Source organism: Pseudoflavonifractor sp. An184, assembly GCF_002160305.1.
GTDB lineage: Bacteria > Bacillota > Clostridia > Oscillospirales > Oscillospiraceae > Lawsonibacter > Lawsonibacter pullicola.
The window spans coordinates 21,709-39,157 of sequence record NZ_NFKI01000022.1; the positions used below are offsets into that span (position 1 = coordinate 21,709).

Below are 17,449 nucleotides of genomic sequence, written 5' to 3' on the forward strand. Positions count from 1 at the left end.
AATGACCTCCAAATTCGTCATTCATGTTTCGCCGCGTCTGGAACCGGCCGGGCGGGGGCGTCCCCCGCCCGGCGTTCCAACCCATTTCTCCTTACACTGCGGGGCCGTTGAAAGGCCCCATCCACGCCCCGTTCCGGGGGTGTTATCCCAAGTTGTCCACGGCGGAGCGCTCGATGGCCAGCCCCTTGCGGTAGCGGGCCATGAAGGCCTCGAAGCCGTCCACGTCGGCCTGCTCCGGGGCCAGGGTGGACACCTGGGCGCCGGCGAACACGTTCTGCTCCAGGTAGTCCTCCAGGGACTGCCCGTCCCTCTTCTCCACCCGGTAGGCGGCCAGCAGGGCCATGCCCCAGGGGCCGCCCTCGCCGGCGGTCTCCATGACGGACACCGGGGCCCCCGCCGCCGCGGCCAGGATGCTCTGGCCCACCTTGGGGGTCTTGAAGAAGCCGCCGTGGCCCAGCAGCCGGTCCACCGCCACCTGCTCCCCCGCCAGGATGTCCAGGCCGATCTTCAGGGTGGCCAGGGCGGACAGGAGCTGGGCGCGCATCAGGTTGGGGAAGCTGAGCTCCCCCTCCGGGGCGCGGCACAGAAGGGGACGGCCCTCCTCCATGCCGGTGATGGGCTCGCCGGACAGGTAGTTGTACAGCAGCAGTCCGCCGCCGTCCGCCGCCCCCTTGGCGGCGGATTCAAACATGGCGGTGAACACCGCGTTCATATCGGGCTTCTGGCCCAGGGCCTCCAGGAAGCCCTTGAAAACCTTGGCCCAGGCGTTGATCTCATTGGTGCAGTTGTTGCAGTGGACCATGGCCACCGGCTTGCCGGTGGGGGTGGTCACCATGTCGATCTCCGGGTAGACCTTGGAGAGGGCCTTCTCCAGCACGATCATGGCGAACACCGAGGTGCCGGCGGACACGTTGCCGGTGCGGGGGGCCACCGCGTTGGTGGCCGCCATGCCGGTGCCCGCGTCCCCCTCGGGAGGGGCCACCGGGCAGCCGGGCTCCAGGGTCCCGGCGGGGTCCAGCAGCTTGGCCCCCTCGGGGGTGAGGGAGCCCGCGTCCGCCCCGGCGGGGAGCACCTTGGGCAGGATGTCCCGCAGCTTCCAGGGGTAGCCCCTGTCCGCCACCAAGGCGTCGAAGGAGTCCACCATGGCCTGGTCATAGTCGCAGGAGTCGCTGTCGATGGGGAACATGCCGCTGGCCTCGCCCACGCCCAGGGCCTTCACGCCGGTGAGCTTGTAGTGGACGTAGCCCGCCAGGGTGGTGAGGGACACGATGTCCTTCACGTGCTCCTCCCCGTTGAGGATGGCCTGGTACAGGTGGGCGATGGACCACCGCTGGGGGATGTTGAAGCCGAAACGGGCGGTCAGCTCCTCCGCCGCCTGGGCGGTCATGGTGTTGCGCCAGGTGCGGAAGGGGGAGAGCAGCTCCCCGTTTCCGTCCAGGGGCAGGTAGCCGTGCATCATGGCGGAGAAGCCCATAGCGGCTACCTTGGTCAGTTTGACCCCGTACTTCTCCTCTACGCCGGCACACAGGCTGGCATAGGCGTCCCGGAGCCCCTCCCACACGTCGTCCATGTGGTAGGTCCAAACCCCGTTCTCATACCAGTTCTCCCACCCGTGGTCGCCGGAGGCGATGGGGGCGTGGTCCGGCCCGATGAGGACCGCCTTGATCCGGGTGGAGCCCAGCTCGATACCCAGGACGGCCTGTCCGGATGCGATGATTTCTTTCATTTCCATAGCGGTACGCCCCCTTTACTTATTGCGCTCTTTGATCTTGGCAAAGATGCTCTGGAGGACGATGAAGAAGCACAGCAGAGCGGCGGTGAGCACGTTGGGCCAGGACGAGGCCAGCTTGCCGTTGAACTGGACGATGGAGGCGATGGTGCCGTTGATGAGCACGCCGAACAGGGTGCCGATCACGTTGCCCACGCCGCCGGTGAGCAGGGTGCCGCCGATGACCGAGGAGGCGATGGCGTCCATCTCCAGGCCGGTGGCCTGATTCACGCTGGCGGACATGGTGTTCATGCAGTAGCAGATGCCGCCGATGGAGCACAGGAAGGAGGAGAGCACATAGGCCTTCATCTTGGTGGCCTTCACGTTCAGGCCCATCATGGCCGCCGACTGCTCGCTGCCGCCCACGGCGTACAGGGCCCGGCCGAACTTGGTGTAGCGGAGCATCAGGAAGATAACCACCAGCACCGCCAGGGCGATGACCACGCCGATGCCCACATAGGGCATGATCAGCTTGCCCGCCCGGTTGATGGTGCCGCCGAAGGGCAGGTAGATGCGGAAGTTGGCCATGTCATAGAAGGTCTGGTCCGCCTCGGCGGTGATGGACAGCTGCTCGGTGGAGATGACCGCCGTCATGCCCCGGGCAAAGAACATGCCCGCCATGCTGACGATGAAGGGCTGAATCTCCAGATAGCCCACGCAGAAGCCCTGCACCAGGCCGAAGACGATGCCGATGGCCAGCACCAGCAGGATGATGGTGGGGGCGCTGGCCCAGCCCCAGTTGTTCAGGCCGTAGGCAATGATCATGCAGTCCATGGCGATGAGGGAGCCCACCGAGATGTCGATGCCGCCGGTGAGCATGACGCAGGTCATGCCGCAGGCCACGCAGATCAGGCCCGCGTTGCTGCGGAATACGTTCAAAAAGGTCTGGACCGTGGTAAAGCCCTTGCTGGCGTAAGCCACGCAGCCCGCCGCATACAGAACGAAAAACAGTACGATGGTGATCAGCAGCAGCGTGGTGTTGCTGTTCATCTGCTTGCGCTCTTTCAGCGCGTTTGCCGGTTTCATACGCCCACCGCCCCCTTTACTTCTTTCTCCGCCTGCCGCTTGGCGGACAGCTTTTTAAAGAACGCCTTCACCGGAGGCGCCTGGACCGCCACGATAACAATGACGATGACCGCCTTGAACACCGGGTTGACGGCGCTGGACACGCCCAGGTTGTACATGGTGGTGGTGATGGCCTGGATGGTGTAGGCCCCGATGATGGAGCCGGCCAGGTTGAACTTGCCGCCGGCCAGGCTGTTGCCGCCCAGGGCCACCGCCAGGATGGCGTCCAGCTCGAAGTTCAGGCCGATGTTGTTGGTGTCGGCGCTGGTGATGCGGGAGGAGGCCACCACGCCGGCGATGCCGGCGCACAGGCCGCACAGCACATAGCACAGGAAGATGATCTTCTGGGAGTTCAGGCCGGCGATGCGGCTGGCCTTCTTATTGATGCCCACGGACTGGATGTACAGGCCCAGGGCGCTCTTTTTCAGCACGACGGTGACCACCGCGATGCACACCGCCGCGATGATCAGGGGTGTGGGCACGGGGCCGATGTAGCCGCCGAACATGGCAAAGGCGTCGTTGCGCACATAGACGATCAGGTTGTTGCACACCAGCAGGCCGATGGCCCGGGCGGCCGTCCACAGAATCAGGGTGGCCACCATGGGCTGGATGTTCAGATAGGCCACCAGGGCGCCGTTGAAGGCGCCGCAGACGCAGCCCACCACCAGGGCGGCCAGCACGCCCACGATCAGGGGGACGGCCAGCTCGGTGGCCTGGGGGGCCGCCGCGCCCGCCAGCAGGGTGCAGCACACGCCGGCGCTCAGGGCCATGACGGAGCCCACGGAGATGTCGGTACCGGCGGAGGAGGAGACCACCAGGGTCATGCCGATGGCCAGGATGGCCACCTCGCTGCCCCGGTTCAGGATGTTCACCAGACGGCCGCTGAGCAGCTCGTTCTGGATTCCGATTTTGAAGAACTCATAAAAATCCCGGCCCTGGGACACGTCGTAGATCATGTTGACACACAGCACCAGGATCATGCAGAAAATGGGCAGGAACAGCTGCTGCTGGGTGAGTTTCTTTAGCTTACTCATGTTCACTCGCACCTCCCGCAATGGCGGCCATGACCCGCTCCTGGGTCAGCTCGCCGTCCAGCTCGCCCACCTTGGCGCCGTCCCGGAGGACCGCCATCCGGTTGCAGGTCCGGAGCATCTCCTCGATCTCGGAGGAGATGAACATGATGCTCTTTCCCTCGCCGGCCAGCTGGATAATCAGCTTTTGAATTTCGGTCTTGGTCCCGATGTCGATGCCCCGGGTGGGCTCGTCCAGGATCAGGAAGTTGGGGTCGGTGGCCAGCCACCGGGCCAGGATGGCCTTCTGCTGGTTGCCGCCGGAGAGCTGCTTGATGGGGGTCTCCCGGCTGGCGGTCTTGATCTGGAGCAGGTCGATGTATCGGTCGGCGATCTCCTCCTGCTTGGCACGGGACAGCTGGTTGAAGGTGCCCCGCTTGGCCTGGAGGGCCAGGATGATGTTCTCCCGCACGGACAGGTCGCCGATGATGCCCTCCGCCTTCCGGTCGTCGGGCAGCAGGCCCATGCCCAGATTCATGGCGTCGATGGGCTGGTTGATCTTGACCTCCTTGCCCTTCACCTTCAGGGTGCCGGTCTGGGCCTTGTCGGCGCCGTAGATGGACCGGGCCAGCTCGCTGCGGCCGGAGCCCAGCAGGCCGGTGAGGCCGATGACCTCGCCCTTGTGGATATCCAGGTCGAAGGGTTTTATCGTGCCCTTGTGGCTCAGGCCCCGGGCGGAGATCTCCAGGGGGGCCTCCTTGTCGTAGGTGAAGCCCTCGGGCTTGATGGAGGCCAGGTCGTCGAAGTCCTTGCCCATCATGGCGGCCACCAGCTTCACCCGGGGCAGCTCGGCCACCGGGTACTCGCCCACCAGGGTGCCGTTGCGCAGCACGGTGATCCGGTCGCATACGGCGTACACCTGCTCCAGGAAGTGGGTGACGAACACGATGCCCACCCCCTGCTCCTTCAGCTGGAGCATCATCTTAAAGAGCTTCTCCACCTCGCTGTCGTCCAGGGAGGAGGTGGGCTCGTCCAGAATCAGGGCCTTACAGTCCATGTCCACCGCCCGGGCGATGGCGATCATCTGCTGAAGGGCCAGGGAGTAGTTCTCCAGGTTCTGGGTCACGTCCACCTTGATGTCCAGCCGCTTGCACAGCTCGTCCGCCTTCTTGTTCATGGTCCGGCGGTCGATGGTGTGGAAGGGGGTCATGGGCTCCCGGCCGATGTACAGGTTTTCCGCCACGCTCAGGTTGGGGCACAGGTTGACCTCCTGATACACGGTGGAGATGCCCACCTTCTGGGCATCCAGGGTGGAGTGGTTTTTCACCGGTCCCTCGATCCCGTTCACCCGGATCTCGCCGGCCTCAAAGTCGTTGATGCCGGTGAGGCACTTGATCAGGGTGGATTTTCCAGCGCCGTTCTCCCCCATGAGGGCGTGAATCTCCCCCTTGCGCAGGGTGAAGTCCACATTGTCCAGCGCCTTGACGCCGGGGAAGGTCATGCAGATTCCCCGCATCGTCAATACAATGTTGTCTTCCATCTCGCGTCACCTCTGTTAAAATTCGGAAATTCAGAATGAAATAGGGAGGACCCCACGTTGAATTGTATGGGGTCCTCCCTCTGGGGTCCTATAAAGGCCTCCTCACAGCAACTGGGAGGAATTAGTAGGGACGGGCGTCCAGGACCTCCTGGGTCACATGGATGATGGGCATCTCAGTGCCGTCCACCGTGATGCTGGACACGATGTCCTCAGCGGCGAACCAGGACTCGTCCATGTAGATCTCCTTCTCAGGAGTCTCGCCGGCCTCCAGCTGCTGGATGACTTCCTCCACGAAGGGAGCGGCCATGGGGTTGCACTCGAAGGTGGCGTTCATGTTGCCCTCCAGAACGTGCTGCACAGCGGGCTTGTTGGAGTCGAAGGAGACGATGATCACGTCGCCGTCCACGCCGTAGCTCACGCCGGCGGCGTCCATGGCGGTCATAGCGCCGTAGGCCTCGTTATCGTTCTGGCAGATGACCACGTTGAACTGGCCCTCATAGCTCTGGCAGTAGGACTCCATGACTTCCTGGCCGCCGGCCTCGGTGAAGTCGCCGTTCTGGCTGTCCAGGATGGTCCAGCCCTCACGGTCAGCGACCTCCTTGAAGCCCTCGGTACGGCCGATGGTGGCGGAGGCGCCGGTGGAGCCCTCGATGACCAGGGCGTTGATCTCGGTGATGCCCTTGGCCTCGGCGTAGGCCTTCAGCCACTCGCCGCAGGCGAGACCCTCGGTCTTAAAGTCGGAGCCCACCCAGGTCACATACTTGTCGGAGTCGTCGATGGTACGGTCGATGACGATGACGGGGATGCCGGCGTCCTCACACTCGGTCAGCACGGCGTCCCAGCCGGTGGAGACGATGGGGTCAATGATGATGTAGTCCACGCCCTGCTGAATGAAGCCGCGGACGGCCTCCAGCTGGGTGGCGGAGTCGTTGTCACAGTCGATGAAGCTCAGCTGATAGCCGTTCTCCTCGCTGAACACGTCCTGAGCGGACTGGGTGGAGGCGGTGCGCCAGTCGGACTCGTGGCCCACCTGAGCGAAGCCCACGGTGATCAGGTCGCCGCTGGAACCGGAGCCGGAGGTGGAGGCGTCCGCACCGGAGCCGGAGGCGGCGCCGGAGCCGGAAGTGGAAGAACCGGTGTTGCCGCCGCAGGCAGCCAGGGAGAGAGCCATCGTCAGGCCCAGGGTCAGGGCAAGAACTTTCTTTTTCATTCTGAATCGCTCCTTTTTCGATTTTCCAGGATTAAGCCCGAACCGGATTCGCTCGCATGTTGTATTGCAGGTTGTCCGGACTTCTTGACCGAAGTATACTCCCAGAACCCCCCCGCTGTCAATAATTTGTTCGTATAATTTGTGTTTTCATCCGAACAAACAATACAAATCGTGTCAAAACCGCCGTCAAAAACCAGTACAATTTTGTAAATTCTCTTTTTTCGTTCTATTTTTCCATTGAAAGTACGATTTTTGTTTACTTTTTTCCCGCATTTTTCTTGCAATTTTAGTTAATAGTTTGTTAAAAACTCTTTGTAAAAATGGACAAGTTCGAAATTCCGACGGATTATTCTCCGGCACATTTGACAAATAGCACAAAAAATTAGAAGAAAATGTGAGGGCCTCCTGGGCAATCCTCTCCCCGTCCGGAGGCCGCTCGCTCCGGGACCAGCGTTTTCTCTCCAGACAAATCTGAAAATTGTATTGAAAAGAGCAGGCAAATATGCTATGCTGGATTTAACTGAAAGCCACGACTGGAGGGACTTGTCCCATGGCACCCAAATATCAGATGGTGGCGGACTCGCTCCGGACCGATATTCTGGACGGAGTCTACCAAAAGCGCATGCTTCTGCCCACCGAACAGCTCCTGTGCCAGCAGTTTCAGGTCAGCCGCCAGACCGTGCGGCAGGCCCTGGCCCTGCTGGTCTCGGAGGGGCTGATTGAGCGCCGGCAGGGCAGCGGCTCCCACATCCGGGACCGGTCCAAGCCGGCCCCCATGCCCCACCGCTCCATTGCGGTCATCACCACCTACATCAGCGACTACATCTTCCCCAGCATTTTGAGAGAGGTGGAAAACGTCCTCTCCGACCACAACAGCGCCCCCCTGCTCTTTGCCACCCAGAACCAGGTGTCCAACGAGCGGAAGGTGCTCAATACCCTTCTGGACCTGACCTCCCTGGACGGGGTGCTGGTGGAGGGGACCAAGACCGGCCTGCCCAACCCCAACCTGGACCTGTACCGCCGGCTGATCGACCGGGGGGTCCCACTGGTCTTTATGAACGGCAACTACCCCGAGCTCACCGACAGCCTCTCGGTGCTGGATGACAACGCCACAGGCGGCCGGATGCTGGTGGACTATCTCCACCAGAAGGGCCACCAGCGCATCGCGGGCATCTTCAAAAACGACGACATCCAGGGCCACCAGCGCTACGCCGGCTATGCCGGAGCCCTGCGCACCCTGGGCCTCCCCTTCGAGGACCAGCAGGTCTTCTGGTACAGCACGGAGGCCAAGGAGTCCCTGTTTCTGGACGGAACAGGGGTCAAATACCTGGAGCAGGTCCTCCCCGGCTACACCGCGGTGGTGTGCTACAACGACGAGATCGCCAGCCGCCTGGTGGCCCAGCTGGTGAAGCGGGGCGTCTCCATTCCGGAGGATATGGCCGTGGTCAGCTTTGACAACAGCCAGTACAGCGAGATGACCACCCCCCGCATCACCTCCCTGTCCCACGGCACCCACAACGTGGGCCGAATGGCGGCCGAACTTCTGATGCACCTGTTTGAAGGGGTCCCCTGCCAGTCCCAGGTGGCCCCCTGGACGCTGGTCCAGAAGGAGAGCAGCTGAACATTGCAGATGACAAACCGGGAGGCGGTTTTTAGCCGCCTCCCGGTTCCAGCTTGTCAAAAACCTCCGTAGAAATGAATCCGCTCACGTTGGGGCGGGGGAGCTCGAGGGGGCGACAGCCCGCCTCGAATGGGATCGAATGCCCTGAATGCCTTGCTTGGCAAGGCGTTCAGCGAGCGCAGCGAGGACTTTTCCGCCGCACAGCGGCGGGAAAGTACCGGCATTCTTGGAAAATCAGGGATTGACTTTTTCCGACCATCTGGTATAGTATAGGACGCTCCATCTGCTGCCGAGTAGGTGGAAGGCATTTATTGATGTATCGATAGGCCTTTGGTAGATACATCGGTAAATGCATTTTTTTATGTTCAAGGAGGAATGTTCCGCATGGCATGGCTCTACTTATGCATCGCAGGGGTGATGGAGGTATTCTGGTCCACCTGCATGAAATTTTCCCACGGATTTACCGATCTGAAGTTCTCCGTTTTGACCATCGTGGGGATGATCGTCAGCTTCGCCTTTCTCTCCCAGGCCACCAAGGTGCTCCCGCTGGGGACCGCCTACGCCGTCTGGACGGGGATCGGCGCCCTGGGGGCCCTGATCGCCGGTATCATCCTGTTCAAGGAACCGGCCGCCCCCGCCCGGCTCTTCTTCGCCGCCCTGCTCCTGGTGGGCATCCTGGGCCTGAAGGCCACGTCCGGACACTGAGCGGCCCTCTTCCTGAAAAATGCCGTTACTTTCCCGCCGCCGCGCGGCGGAAAAGTCCTCGCTGCGCGAGTGCGCCGTACGAGCGTTTTGCCCCAGGCAAAACCTCGGCGCAGGGGCGGCTCCGCCGCCCCGAGCATTAAAATCCCGAAGGGCGGAGCGGGCCCTCGGCCCGCGGAGTCCACAAAAAAGGACACGACTTACGTCGTGTCCTTTTTTGTGGTGCGCGAGGCGGGAGTCGAACCCGCACGCCCTTGCGAGCACTGGCACCTGAAGCCAGCGAGTCTACCAATTCCACCACTCGCGCAAGTGGGGCTGTTCTTATGTATCGCTCAGAACGAATGAGATTTTACCACAGGAATCTTTCCCTGTCAACCGGTTTTGAAAAAAATTTTTCTTTCCTCCGTAAAATATTTTTTTCCGCCGCCGTTTGCTCAGCCGCAGGCAGAAGGGACCCGCTCTGCCGGTTTGCCCGGCAAAACAGGCCCCTGTACTCTCCCTGCGCAGACGGAAATTTTCTTCCGCGCAGGCTGTATTCAATATCCGTTGACCAGGGCGTTCAGCACCTGGGCGGCCACATTGCCCGCCGCGCCGGCGCCGCTGCCCCCCTCCTCCACCACCACGGCGAAGGCGTAGGGGGCGTCCTCGTTGCGCAGGAAGCCCACAAACCAGGCGTTGGGCCGCTTATCGCCCCCCACCTCGGCGGTGCCCGACTTGGCGCAGATGTCCATGTTGGGGAACCGGCCGGAGCCGTAGGTCTGGACCACGTTCTGGGCCATCATGTCGGCCAGGGTCCGGGCCGTGCCGGACTGGATCAGGGTCCCCGTCTCCTTTCCGAAGGGGAGGGAGAGCTGGGGCAGCCCCCCGTCCACCTCCTGGATGAGGTGGGGCACGGCGGCCTTCCCCCCGTTGGCCACGGCCCCCATCCACACCATCATGGCGCAGGGGTTGACCAGGTCGTTGTACTGGCCCACGCCCGACCAGCCCAGCTGGCCCTGGGTGGCCCCGGTGAGGTTATAGCTCCCCTGGGCGGTCTGGATGCCGTCCACCGAGTAGCGGCTCAGCAGGCCGGCCTGCTCCACATAGCCGGTCATGGTGTCCGCCCCCAGCTCGGCGGCCAACTGGGCAAACACCCCGTTGCAGGAGTTGGCGAAGGCCCCGCCGATATCCATGGTGCCGTGGGCGGAGGGGCAGGTGATGGTCTCCCCCCCCACCACGGTGGAGCCGGTGCAGGTGAAGGTGCGCCCAAACAGGTCGGGCAGATTCTCAATGGCCGCCGTCAGGGTGACCGTCTTGAACACCGAGCCGGGGGTGAAGGTGCTGGACAGGAAGCGGTTCACGTACACGCCCTCGTACCGCTCGTCCCCCTCCTGGATGTCCGGCGGGTCGGCCGGGTCGAAGGTGGGGGTGGACACCATGCACAGGATCTCCCCGGTCTCATAGTTGTAGACCCCCACCGCCCCCCGCCGGCCGCCCAGGGCCTGGTATGCCTCGTAGTTCAGCCGGGCGTCCAGGGTCAGGTACAGGTCGTTTCCCTGCCCAAATGGGTTGTCCGCCCCGGTGAGGAAGTTGTAGCCGGAGAGCTGGTCGGCAAAGGCCACCAGGGCGCTGGTGCCGATGGCCCCGTTGGGGTCCCCCACCGCGTGGAGGGTGGCCATGCGCACCGTCTGGTTGGCGTAGTACTGCCGGTTTCCGCTCTCGTCCACCCAGGAGAGGACGTCCCCGTCCCGGTCCAGCACCCGGCCCACGGACAGCTGGCCCTGGCTGTTGTACAGGTGGCGGTTGGCGGCGAAGGAGGCCCAGCTCCCCCCGTTCAGGAAGAACCGCACCACAAACAGGCCCACCCCCAGCAGCAGGATCAGGGTGAGGATCAGGCACACCACGGTGCGCTTCTCAATCTTTTTCACGGCGGACCTCCTTTCCGGCGCGTTTCCCCTGGCGGGGAGTCAGGTTGCCCAGCCACTTGTCCCCGTGGGCCTTCTGGAGCTGGATGGCGAAGCTGGCGTTGCTGCGGGTGTCGGCCGCCTTCAAAAAGGCCAACAGCCCCCAGGCGGACAGCATGGACGACCCGCCGTTGGACACAAAGGGGAAGGTGACCCCGGTGAGGGGCAGGATGTCCACCGACCCCAGCACGTTCAGGGTGGTCTGGAACACCAGCAGGCTGGTGGCGGCGCAGGCGGCGATGGTGTAGAAGCTGGACCGCCCCGCCCGGCAGCTGCGCACGGCGAACACCGCCAGGGCGGCGATGCAGGCCACCGACAGCACCGCGATGATGAGCCCCCACTCCTCGCACAGCATGCCGAACACCAGGTCGGTGTCGGCGGCGGACACCCGGTGGAGCCACCCCTCCCCCGGCCCCACGCCGATGAGGCCGCCGGAGGCGGCGGCGGACATGGTGCGGGTCTGCTGGAAGCCCCCGTCGGATGCCTGCTCCCACACGTGGCCCCAGGCGGCGAACCGGCGGAGGATATAGGGCTTGATGGTCACCAGCACCAGCCCCCCGAACACCGCCCCCCCGCAGATAAGGGCCAGGGTGGTGTAATCACCGGAGCGCAGGTAGGCGATGACCAGGAAGGTGACAAAGAAGACGGCGGCGGTGCCGAAGTCGCTCATCAGGGCCAGACAGCCCATACACGCCCCGGTGAGCAGGATGAACAGCCCCAGATTCCGCTTGCGGAACAGCCGCTCCAGGGTGGCCGCCCCGGCGAAGATATAGCAGATCTTGGCCAGCTCCGAGGGCTGGAAGGAGAAGCCGAACAGGCTGATCCAGTTGGCCGCCCCGTACCGCTCGTGGCCCGCCACCAGGGACAGGCTCAGCAGGACCACGGCCCCGGCGGCCATGAGCCACCGGATTTTCCGCACCCGGTCCAGGTCCCGGAGGAAAATGCCCACCACTAAGAACAGGACAATCCCCAAAAAGACGGCCAGCAGCTGCTTGGGCACGGAGGCGGGGGCGGAGGAGGCCGTCACCGCCAGGGACAATGTGGACAGGAAAAAGACGATGGTCTCCATCTCAAAGCCGGTCCGCCCCAGTGCCCGGAGCGTGAGGCAGTAGAGCCACATCACCAGGCACAGGCACAAAAAGGCGGCGGGGACCAGGAGCACGTGCTCCTCGCCGGTGGAAAACAGGAACTGCAGGGCGGTGAGCGCCTGAAACACAGTGAGCAGGATCAGGGAGCCCCAGGGGGACACGGGCCGCTGGGAGCTTTTCTTCCGGCGGGCGGTCTCCTCGTCGGACACCGGGAGGAGCACCGTGTCCACGCCCCCCAGGCTGAGCACGTCCCCCAGGGTCATGGAGGAGCCCGCCGGGTCCACCGGTTTGCCGTTGAGGAGGGTGCCGCTCTTGGAGCCCAGGTCGTGGACCGTCCACCGGTCCTCCCCGGTGCGGATGAGGGCGGCGTGCTGCCGCGAGACCACGGGGTAGTTCAGCACCACGTCGGAGGCGGGGCTCCGCCCTAAAATGTTCTCCCAGTGGGTCAGGGGCTCGGTTGCCCCGTTGGGCAGGGACAGGTAGGCCCACACCTCCGGCTTGGGGGAGGCCTTCACCAGGGAGCGGATGATCCGCACCAGCATCAAAATGGCCAGAATGGGAAAGAGAAACCGGAGGATCAGGGTGTACCAGGCGTAAAAGTCCGGGTGATCCACCGGAAGCTGCCGCAGGGCGGTCAGCCCCGCTTGCAGGGAGACGGGCAGGAAACTCAAGCAGACCCCTCCTTTCACACGGAATTGACAACAGACATAGATACAGCATACTACATCCGCCTCCGGGGCACAAGGGCGGTTTTGCACAAAATGTTCGCCCGGCGCGGCCATACAGGGCGCGGGCGGGGCGCACGGGGCCGCCCTACGGGGGATTTAGTACCAGTACCGTTGGATCGGAAGAGTCAGGCGCAGCTGCGGAACCGCGTCAGATGCAATTTTTGCAAACTCAGGGCCCAGTGGCCCGGGAGAACACGCGGACCGCCACTCAGATTTTGCGCGCCGGAAACGACGCACTGACTGCCAGGAGGGCGTCCCCCGTAATGGGGGTCCAGGGGGCGGGCGAATATGGGCGCGAAGCGCCCATCTGAGCCCACCCCCTGGTGCCTCTTTGGCTTCTTTCTGGGCATCCAGAAAGAAGCTCGCCGCTCGCAAGGCGGCGAAATCCCTCTGCGAAAACCTCTAGAAACGGCTCGGCGGGCCGCCGCGCCCTACCGAAGCAGGAGTCTCCCGACCGGGCGGCCGCATGGGGCCGCCCCTGCAAAAAATCCGAACCAGGGTGGATTTACGGAAAAAAAACAGGGTCGGCGGGGGCAAGCCCCCGCCCTACGGGATTTTTCTAACGACGCCCGCTCCTTAAAATGCCCCCTCATCCGTCTGGCCTTGCGGCCAGCCACCTTCCCTATCCCCTCTGTCGCTTCGCGACATCTCCCCTTGATAAGGGGAGTCGGCCCCCAGGGGGAAGGCTTAAAAAGAGCAGGCATCAAAATCCCCATGCACAAAAAGGAAAACAGCCCGGCCGCGCAGAGGCGGACGGGCTGTTGATTCATGAGGCGGGGTGGGACTGGAGCGGGATATTGGGGTCCAGCTCAGGCATGAGCTCGCCGGAGATCACGTCCAGCATCTCCTCCAGTTTGTCCACATCCTCCTGGGGAAAGCGCTCCTTCACCCGGTCCAGGACCGTGGTGAGATAGCGCTGGCTGATGTTGCAGTAGTCGAAATACTTCTGGGTCACGGACAGGTGGTACTCCCGCTTGTCGTCAGGGGACTGCTCCTTGGTGACGTAGCCCTTCTGGATCAGGCTGTTGATCTTATAGGCGGCGTTGGGGGGCGAGATGTTGACGAAGCTGGAGAACTCGTTCACCGTGGGGTGGCCCAGGGCGTTGATGATCTCCACGCAGAAGGTCTCCACCGTGGTCAGGCTGGCCTCCCGGTCCTGGAAGCGGGAGAAGATGGAGCGGTAGAAGTGGAGCTTGAATTTGGTATACACGCGGTCAAAAGACTCATCCAGCATGGGTATGCCTCCTGCATATGCGCCGTTTTTCGGACCAAAACAGGTTCATGGCAGCACCTCAGGCCTCCGCCTTACTGGATGACGAAAGTCAGCTCGCAGCGGGCGGCCACCTTGCCGCCCACCTTGGCCACCGCCTTGCCGTATCCCACCGGACCGTACTGCTCCACCAGCTCGCAGGACAGCTCCAGCACGTCGCCGGGCACCACCTGCTGCTTGAAGCGGCAGTTTTTCACGCCGCCGAAGATGGCCAGCTTGCCCTTGTTCTCCGGCAGGGAGAGGGCGGCCACCGCCCCCGTCTGGGCCAGAGCCTCCAGGATGAGCACGCCGGGCATGATGGGCTGCCCGGGGAAGTGGCCGGTGAAGAAGGGCTCGTTCATGGTGACGCACTTGACGCCCGTGGCCTTCACCCCCGGCTCGCACTCGGTGATCTTATCCACCAGCAGGAAGGGGGGACGGTGGGGCAGGATCTCCATGATCTGCTGAATGTTCAGTTCCATGTCTCAGCCCTCCCACTTGTGGAACACCAGGCAGGCGTTGTGGCCGCCGAAGCCCAGAGAATCGGAGATGGCGTACTTGATGTCCGCCTCCCGGCCCTGGTTGGGGACGATGTCCAGGTCACAGGCGGGGTCGGGCACCTGGTAGTTGATGGTGGCGGGGACAAAGCCGTCCTTCAGGGCCAGCAGGCTGAAGATGGCCTCCACCGCGCCGCCGGCCCCCAGCATGTGGCCGGTCATGGACTTGGTGGAGCTGACCATCAGCTTGCCGGCGTGGTCCCCGAACACCTTCTTCAGGGCGGCGGTCTCGCCGCTGTCGTTCAGAGGGGTGGAGGTGCCGTGGGCGTTCACATAGTCCACCTGCTCCGGGGCGATGCCCGCGTCGCTCAGGGCCTGCTGGATGCAGGCCGCCGGCCAGGTGCCGGTGGGATCGGGGGCGGTGATGTGGTGGGCGTCGCAGTTGGTGCCGTAGCCCACGATTTCGCCATAAATCTTGGCGCCACGGGCCTTGGCGTGCTCCAGCTCCTCCAGCACCAGAATGCCCGCGCCCTCGCCCATGACGAAGCCGCTGCGCTCCTTGTCAAAGGGGATGGAGGCCCGCTTGGGGTCGGCGGCGGTGGTCAGCGCGCTCATGGAGGTGAAGCCGCCGATGGCCAGGGAGGTGATGGTGGCCTCGGCGCCGCCGGACACCATGGCGTCGGCATAGCCGTCCCGGATGTAGTGGAAGGCGTCGCCCACCGCGTTGGAGCCGCCGGCGCAGGCAGTCACCGGGCAGGTGCACATGCCGTGGAGGCCGTACCGGATGGCGATGCGGCCGGCGGCCAGGTTGGCGATGATCATGGGGATGAAGAAGGGAGAAACCTTGTCAAAGCCACGGCTCTCTCCCACCTCGCAGGAGTTCTGGAAGGTCTGCATACCGCCCACGCCGCTGGAGACGCACACGCCGATGCGGGCCGTGTCCTCCCGCTCCAGGTCCAGGCCGCTGTCCGCCATGGCCTCCGCCGCGGCGTACATGGCAAACTGGGAGAAGCGGTCCATCCGGCGGACCTCCTTCTTGTCCAGCACCTTGGTGGGGTCGAAGTTCTTCACCTCCGCCGCCAGAGAGACCTTCTGGCTGGAGGCGTCATACAGGGTAATGGGCGCGACGCCGCACACCCCGGCGCGGGCCGCCTCCCAGGTCTCCGAAACGGTATGGCCCAGAGGAGTGACAGCGCCCATACCGGTGATGACAACTCGTCTCTTTTCCATCATGTTCAATCCTTTCTGCGGCTCAAACCGCCATGCCGCCGTCCACACACAGCACCTGGCCGGTGATATAGGCGGCCTCGTCCGAGGCAAAGAAGGCCACCGCCCGGGCCACGTCCTCCGGCTGGCCCAGCCGGGCCATGGGGATGGTCTTGAGCATGGCCTCCTTGGCCTGCTCGGGCAGAACGGCGGTCATTTCCGTATCGATGAAGCCGGGGGCCACCGCGTTGACGGTGACCTTCCGGGCGGCCAGCTCCTTGGCCAGGGACTTGGTCAGGCCGATGAGGCCCGCCTTGCTGGCGGAGTAGTTGGCCTGGCCGGCGTTGCCCCGCAGGCCCACGATACTGCTCATGTTGATGATGCGGCCGTAGCGCTGGCGCATCATGGGGCGGTAGGCCGCCTTGCAGCAGTGGAAGGCCCCCTTCAGGTTGGTGTCCAGCACCGCGTCGAAGTCGGCCTCGCTGATGCTCAGGGCCAGGTTGTCCCGGGTGATGCCCGCGTTGTTCACCAGGATCTGGAGGCTCCCAAAGGTGGAGATGACCTCCTTCACCATGGCCTCGCAGGCGGCGGCGTCGGCCACGTCGGCCTGGATGGCCACGGCCTGGACGCCCAGGGCCTTGCAGGCCTCCACCGTCTCCTCGGCGGCCTTGGCGTTGCCGGCGTAGTTTACCGCCACGTTGGCCCCCTGACGGGCCAGCTCCAGGCAGATGGCCCGGCCGATCCCCCGGCTCCCGCCGGTGACCAGGGCGTTCTTTCCTTGCAGACTCATGTGTCGCTCTCTCCTTTCAGGGCGGCGACGGCGGCCTGAAGCTCCTGGGCCGTCTCCACCGGATAGCACTTGATCTGTTTGGCCGTCTTGCGCACGAAGCCGGACAGGGCCTTGCCCGGGCCGATCTCCACCACGGTGTCCACACCCAGGTCGGCCAGACGGCGGATGGTGTCCTCCAGGTACACGCTGGACTGGACCTGCCGCTCCAGCAGGGCGGGGATGGTGTCCCCCTCCCCCATCTCCCGGCCCAGGCAGTTGAAGAGGACGGGGATCTCCATGTCATGGAAGTCCACACTCTTGAACTTCTCCCGCAGGGCGTCTCCGGCGGGGGCCATGAGGGAGGTGTGGAAGGGGCCGCTCACCTTCAGGGGCAGGACCCGCTTGGCCCCCGCCGCCTTGGCCAGCTCCCCGGCCTTGTCCACCGCCGCCGCATCGCCGGAGATGACGATCTGTCCGGGGCAGTTGAAGTTGGTGCACTCCACCACCCCCAGGCCGGAGGCCTCCTCACAGGCCTTCTTCAGGGCGTCCCGGTCCAGCTGGAGCACCGCGGCCATACCGCAGGGGCGGCCCACCACGGCCTCGGCCATGGCCTTCCCCCGGAAGGCCACCAGGGAGATGGCGGTGGGGGCGTCCAGCACCCCGGCACAGTGGAGGGCGGAGTACTCGCCCAGGCTCAGGCCGGCGGTGTAGGCGGGGGTGATCCCCTCCTCCTTGAGCACCGCGGTGACGCCGGCGGCGAAGGCCACCATGCAGGGCTGGGTGTACCGGGTGTCGTTCAGCTGCTCCTCCGGCCCCTCGAAGCACAGCTGCTTCAGGTCGAAGTCCACCGGGGCGGCGTCCAGCACCGCCCGGAAGGCGGGGTAATTCTCATACAGGTCCCGGCCCATGCCCACGTGCTGGGAGCCCTGGCCGGCATACAAAAAGGCTAGCTTCATGCTTTCCCTCCAAAAAATGTGTTGGTCCTTCCATCCTTCCCCGAGATATCATAGGGGATCTTCTTGCACGGGCGCACAATGTGCGCCCCTACCCAAA

At 64.1% G+C, this 17,449-nt stretch carries 14 protein-coding genes and 1 tRNA gene; 2 read left to right on the plus strand and 13 right to left on the minus strand.

Features of this window, described 5'->3' with window-relative positions; translation table 11 throughout:
* Nucleotides 1-142: 142 nt before the first annotated feature.
* The 5 genes from B5F19_RS08900 to B5F19_RS08920 all read right to left on the minus strand — a co-directional run bounded on the left by B5F19_RS08900 (nucleotide 143) and on the right by B5F19_RS08920 (nucleotide 6,593).
* Nucleotides 143-1,732 (minus strand): FGGY-family carbohydrate kinase, encoded by a 1,590-nt coding sequence (locus B5F19_RS08900; RefSeq protein ID WP_087289753.1) that lies wholly within the window; start codon nucleotides 1,730-1,732, stop codon nucleotides 143-145.
* Between the two features lie 15 nt (nucleotides 1,733-1,747).
* Nucleotides 1,748-2,794, minus strand: a complete 1,047-nt coding sequence (locus tag B5F19_RS08905) for a sugar ABC transporter permease YjfF (RefSeq protein ID WP_087289754.1) — start codon at nucleotides 2,792-2,794, stop codon at nucleotides 1,748-1,750.
* Entirely contained in the window at nucleotides 2,791-3,867 is a 1,077-nt protein-coding gene (locus B5F19_RS08910) for an ABC transporter permease (RefSeq protein WP_087289755.1), read from the minus strand. Before B5F19_RS08910 ends, B5F19_RS08905 begins: the two co-directional genes overlap by 4 nt.
* On the minus strand, nucleotides 3,860-5,383 hold the full coding sequence (locus tag B5F19_RS08915; RefSeq protein ID WP_087289756.1) for a sugar ABC transporter ATP-binding protein: 1,524 nt from the start codon (nucleotides 5,381-5,383) through the stop codon (nucleotides 3,860-3,862). Before B5F19_RS08915 ends, B5F19_RS08910 begins: the two co-directional genes overlap by 8 nt.
* 121 nt (nucleotides 5,384-5,504) lie before the next feature.
* Complete coding sequence (locus B5F19_RS08920) at nucleotides 5,505-6,593, minus strand: ABC transporter substrate-binding protein (RefSeq protein ID WP_087289757.1); 1,089 nt, start codon at nucleotides 6,591-6,593, stop codon at nucleotides 5,505-5,507.
* A gap of 550 nt (nucleotides 6,594-7,143) precedes the next feature.
* Here B5F19_RS08920 and B5F19_RS08925 point away from each other — a divergent pair.
* Both B5F19_RS08925 and B5F19_RS08930 read left to right on the plus strand, forming a co-directional pair.
* Complete coding sequence (locus tag B5F19_RS08925) at nucleotides 7,144-8,214, plus strand: GntR family transcriptional regulator (protein WP_087289758.1); 1,071 nt, start codon at nucleotides 7,144-7,146, stop codon at nucleotides 8,212-8,214.
* Nucleotides 8,215-8,598: 384 nt separating this feature from the next.
* Complete coding sequence (locus B5F19_RS08930; RefSeq protein ID WP_087289759.1) at nucleotides 8,599-8,919, plus strand: multidrug efflux SMR transporter; 321 nt, start codon at nucleotides 8,599-8,601, stop codon at nucleotides 8,917-8,919.
* A gap of 217 nt (nucleotides 8,920-9,136) precedes the next feature.
* On the opposite strand, the gene B5F19_RS08935 is transcribed toward B5F19_RS08930, so the two are convergent.
* The 8 genes from B5F19_RS08935 to fabD form a co-directional block, all read right to left on the minus strand.
* Nucleotides 9,137-9,223 (minus strand) — tRNA-Leu (locus tag B5F19_RS08935).
* Between the two features lie 229 nt (nucleotides 9,224-9,452).
* Nucleotides 9,453-10,823 (minus strand): penicillin-binding transpeptidase domain-containing protein, encoded by a 1,371-nt coding sequence (locus B5F19_RS08940; protein ID WP_087289760.1) that lies wholly within the window; start codon nucleotides 10,821-10,823, stop codon nucleotides 9,453-9,455.
* Nucleotides 10,810-12,618 carry an FtsW/RodA/SpoVE family cell cycle protein gene (locus B5F19_RS08945; protein WP_343219424.1) on the minus strand — a complete coding sequence of 603 codons (1,809 nt, stop codon included), beginning with the start codon at nucleotides 12,616-12,618 and terminating at the stop codon, nucleotides 10,810-10,812. Before B5F19_RS08945 ends, B5F19_RS08940 begins: the two co-directional genes overlap by 14 nt.
* Before the next feature lie 823 nt (nucleotides 12,619-13,441).
* Nucleotides 13,442-13,909, minus strand: coding sequence for a MarR family transcriptional regulator (locus B5F19_RS08950; RefSeq protein WP_087289762.1), 468 nt, complete (start codon nucleotides 13,907-13,909; stop codon nucleotides 13,442-13,444).
* 71 nt (nucleotides 13,910-13,980) lie between these two features.
* Nucleotides 13,981-14,406 (minus strand): 3-hydroxyacyl-ACP dehydratase FabZ, encoded by a 426-nt coding sequence (gene fabZ / locus B5F19_RS08955; protein ID WP_087289763.1) that lies wholly within the window; start codon nucleotides 14,404-14,406, stop codon nucleotides 13,981-13,983.
* Nucleotides 14,407-14,409: 3 nt separating this feature from the next.
* Nucleotides 14,410-15,651 (minus strand): beta-ketoacyl-ACP synthase II, encoded by a 1,242-nt coding sequence (gene fabF, locus B5F19_RS08960; RefSeq protein ID WP_087289780.1) that lies wholly within the window; start codon nucleotides 15,649-15,651, stop codon nucleotides 14,410-14,412.
* A 22-nt stretch (nucleotides 15,652-15,673) separates the two neighbouring features.
* Nucleotides 15,674-16,417, minus strand: coding sequence for a 3-oxoacyl-[acyl-carrier-protein] reductase (gene fabG / locus B5F19_RS08965; RefSeq protein ID WP_087289764.1), 744 nt, complete (start codon nucleotides 16,415-16,417; stop codon nucleotides 15,674-15,676).
* Nucleotides 16,414-17,352 carry an ACP S-malonyltransferase gene (gene fabD, locus B5F19_RS08970; protein WP_087289765.1) on the minus strand — a complete coding sequence of 313 codons (939 nt, stop codon included), beginning with the start codon at nucleotides 17,350-17,352 and terminating at the stop codon, nucleotides 16,414-16,416. Before fabD ends, fabG begins: the two co-directional genes overlap by 4 nt.
* Nucleotides 17,353-17,449: the final 97 nt, after the last annotated feature.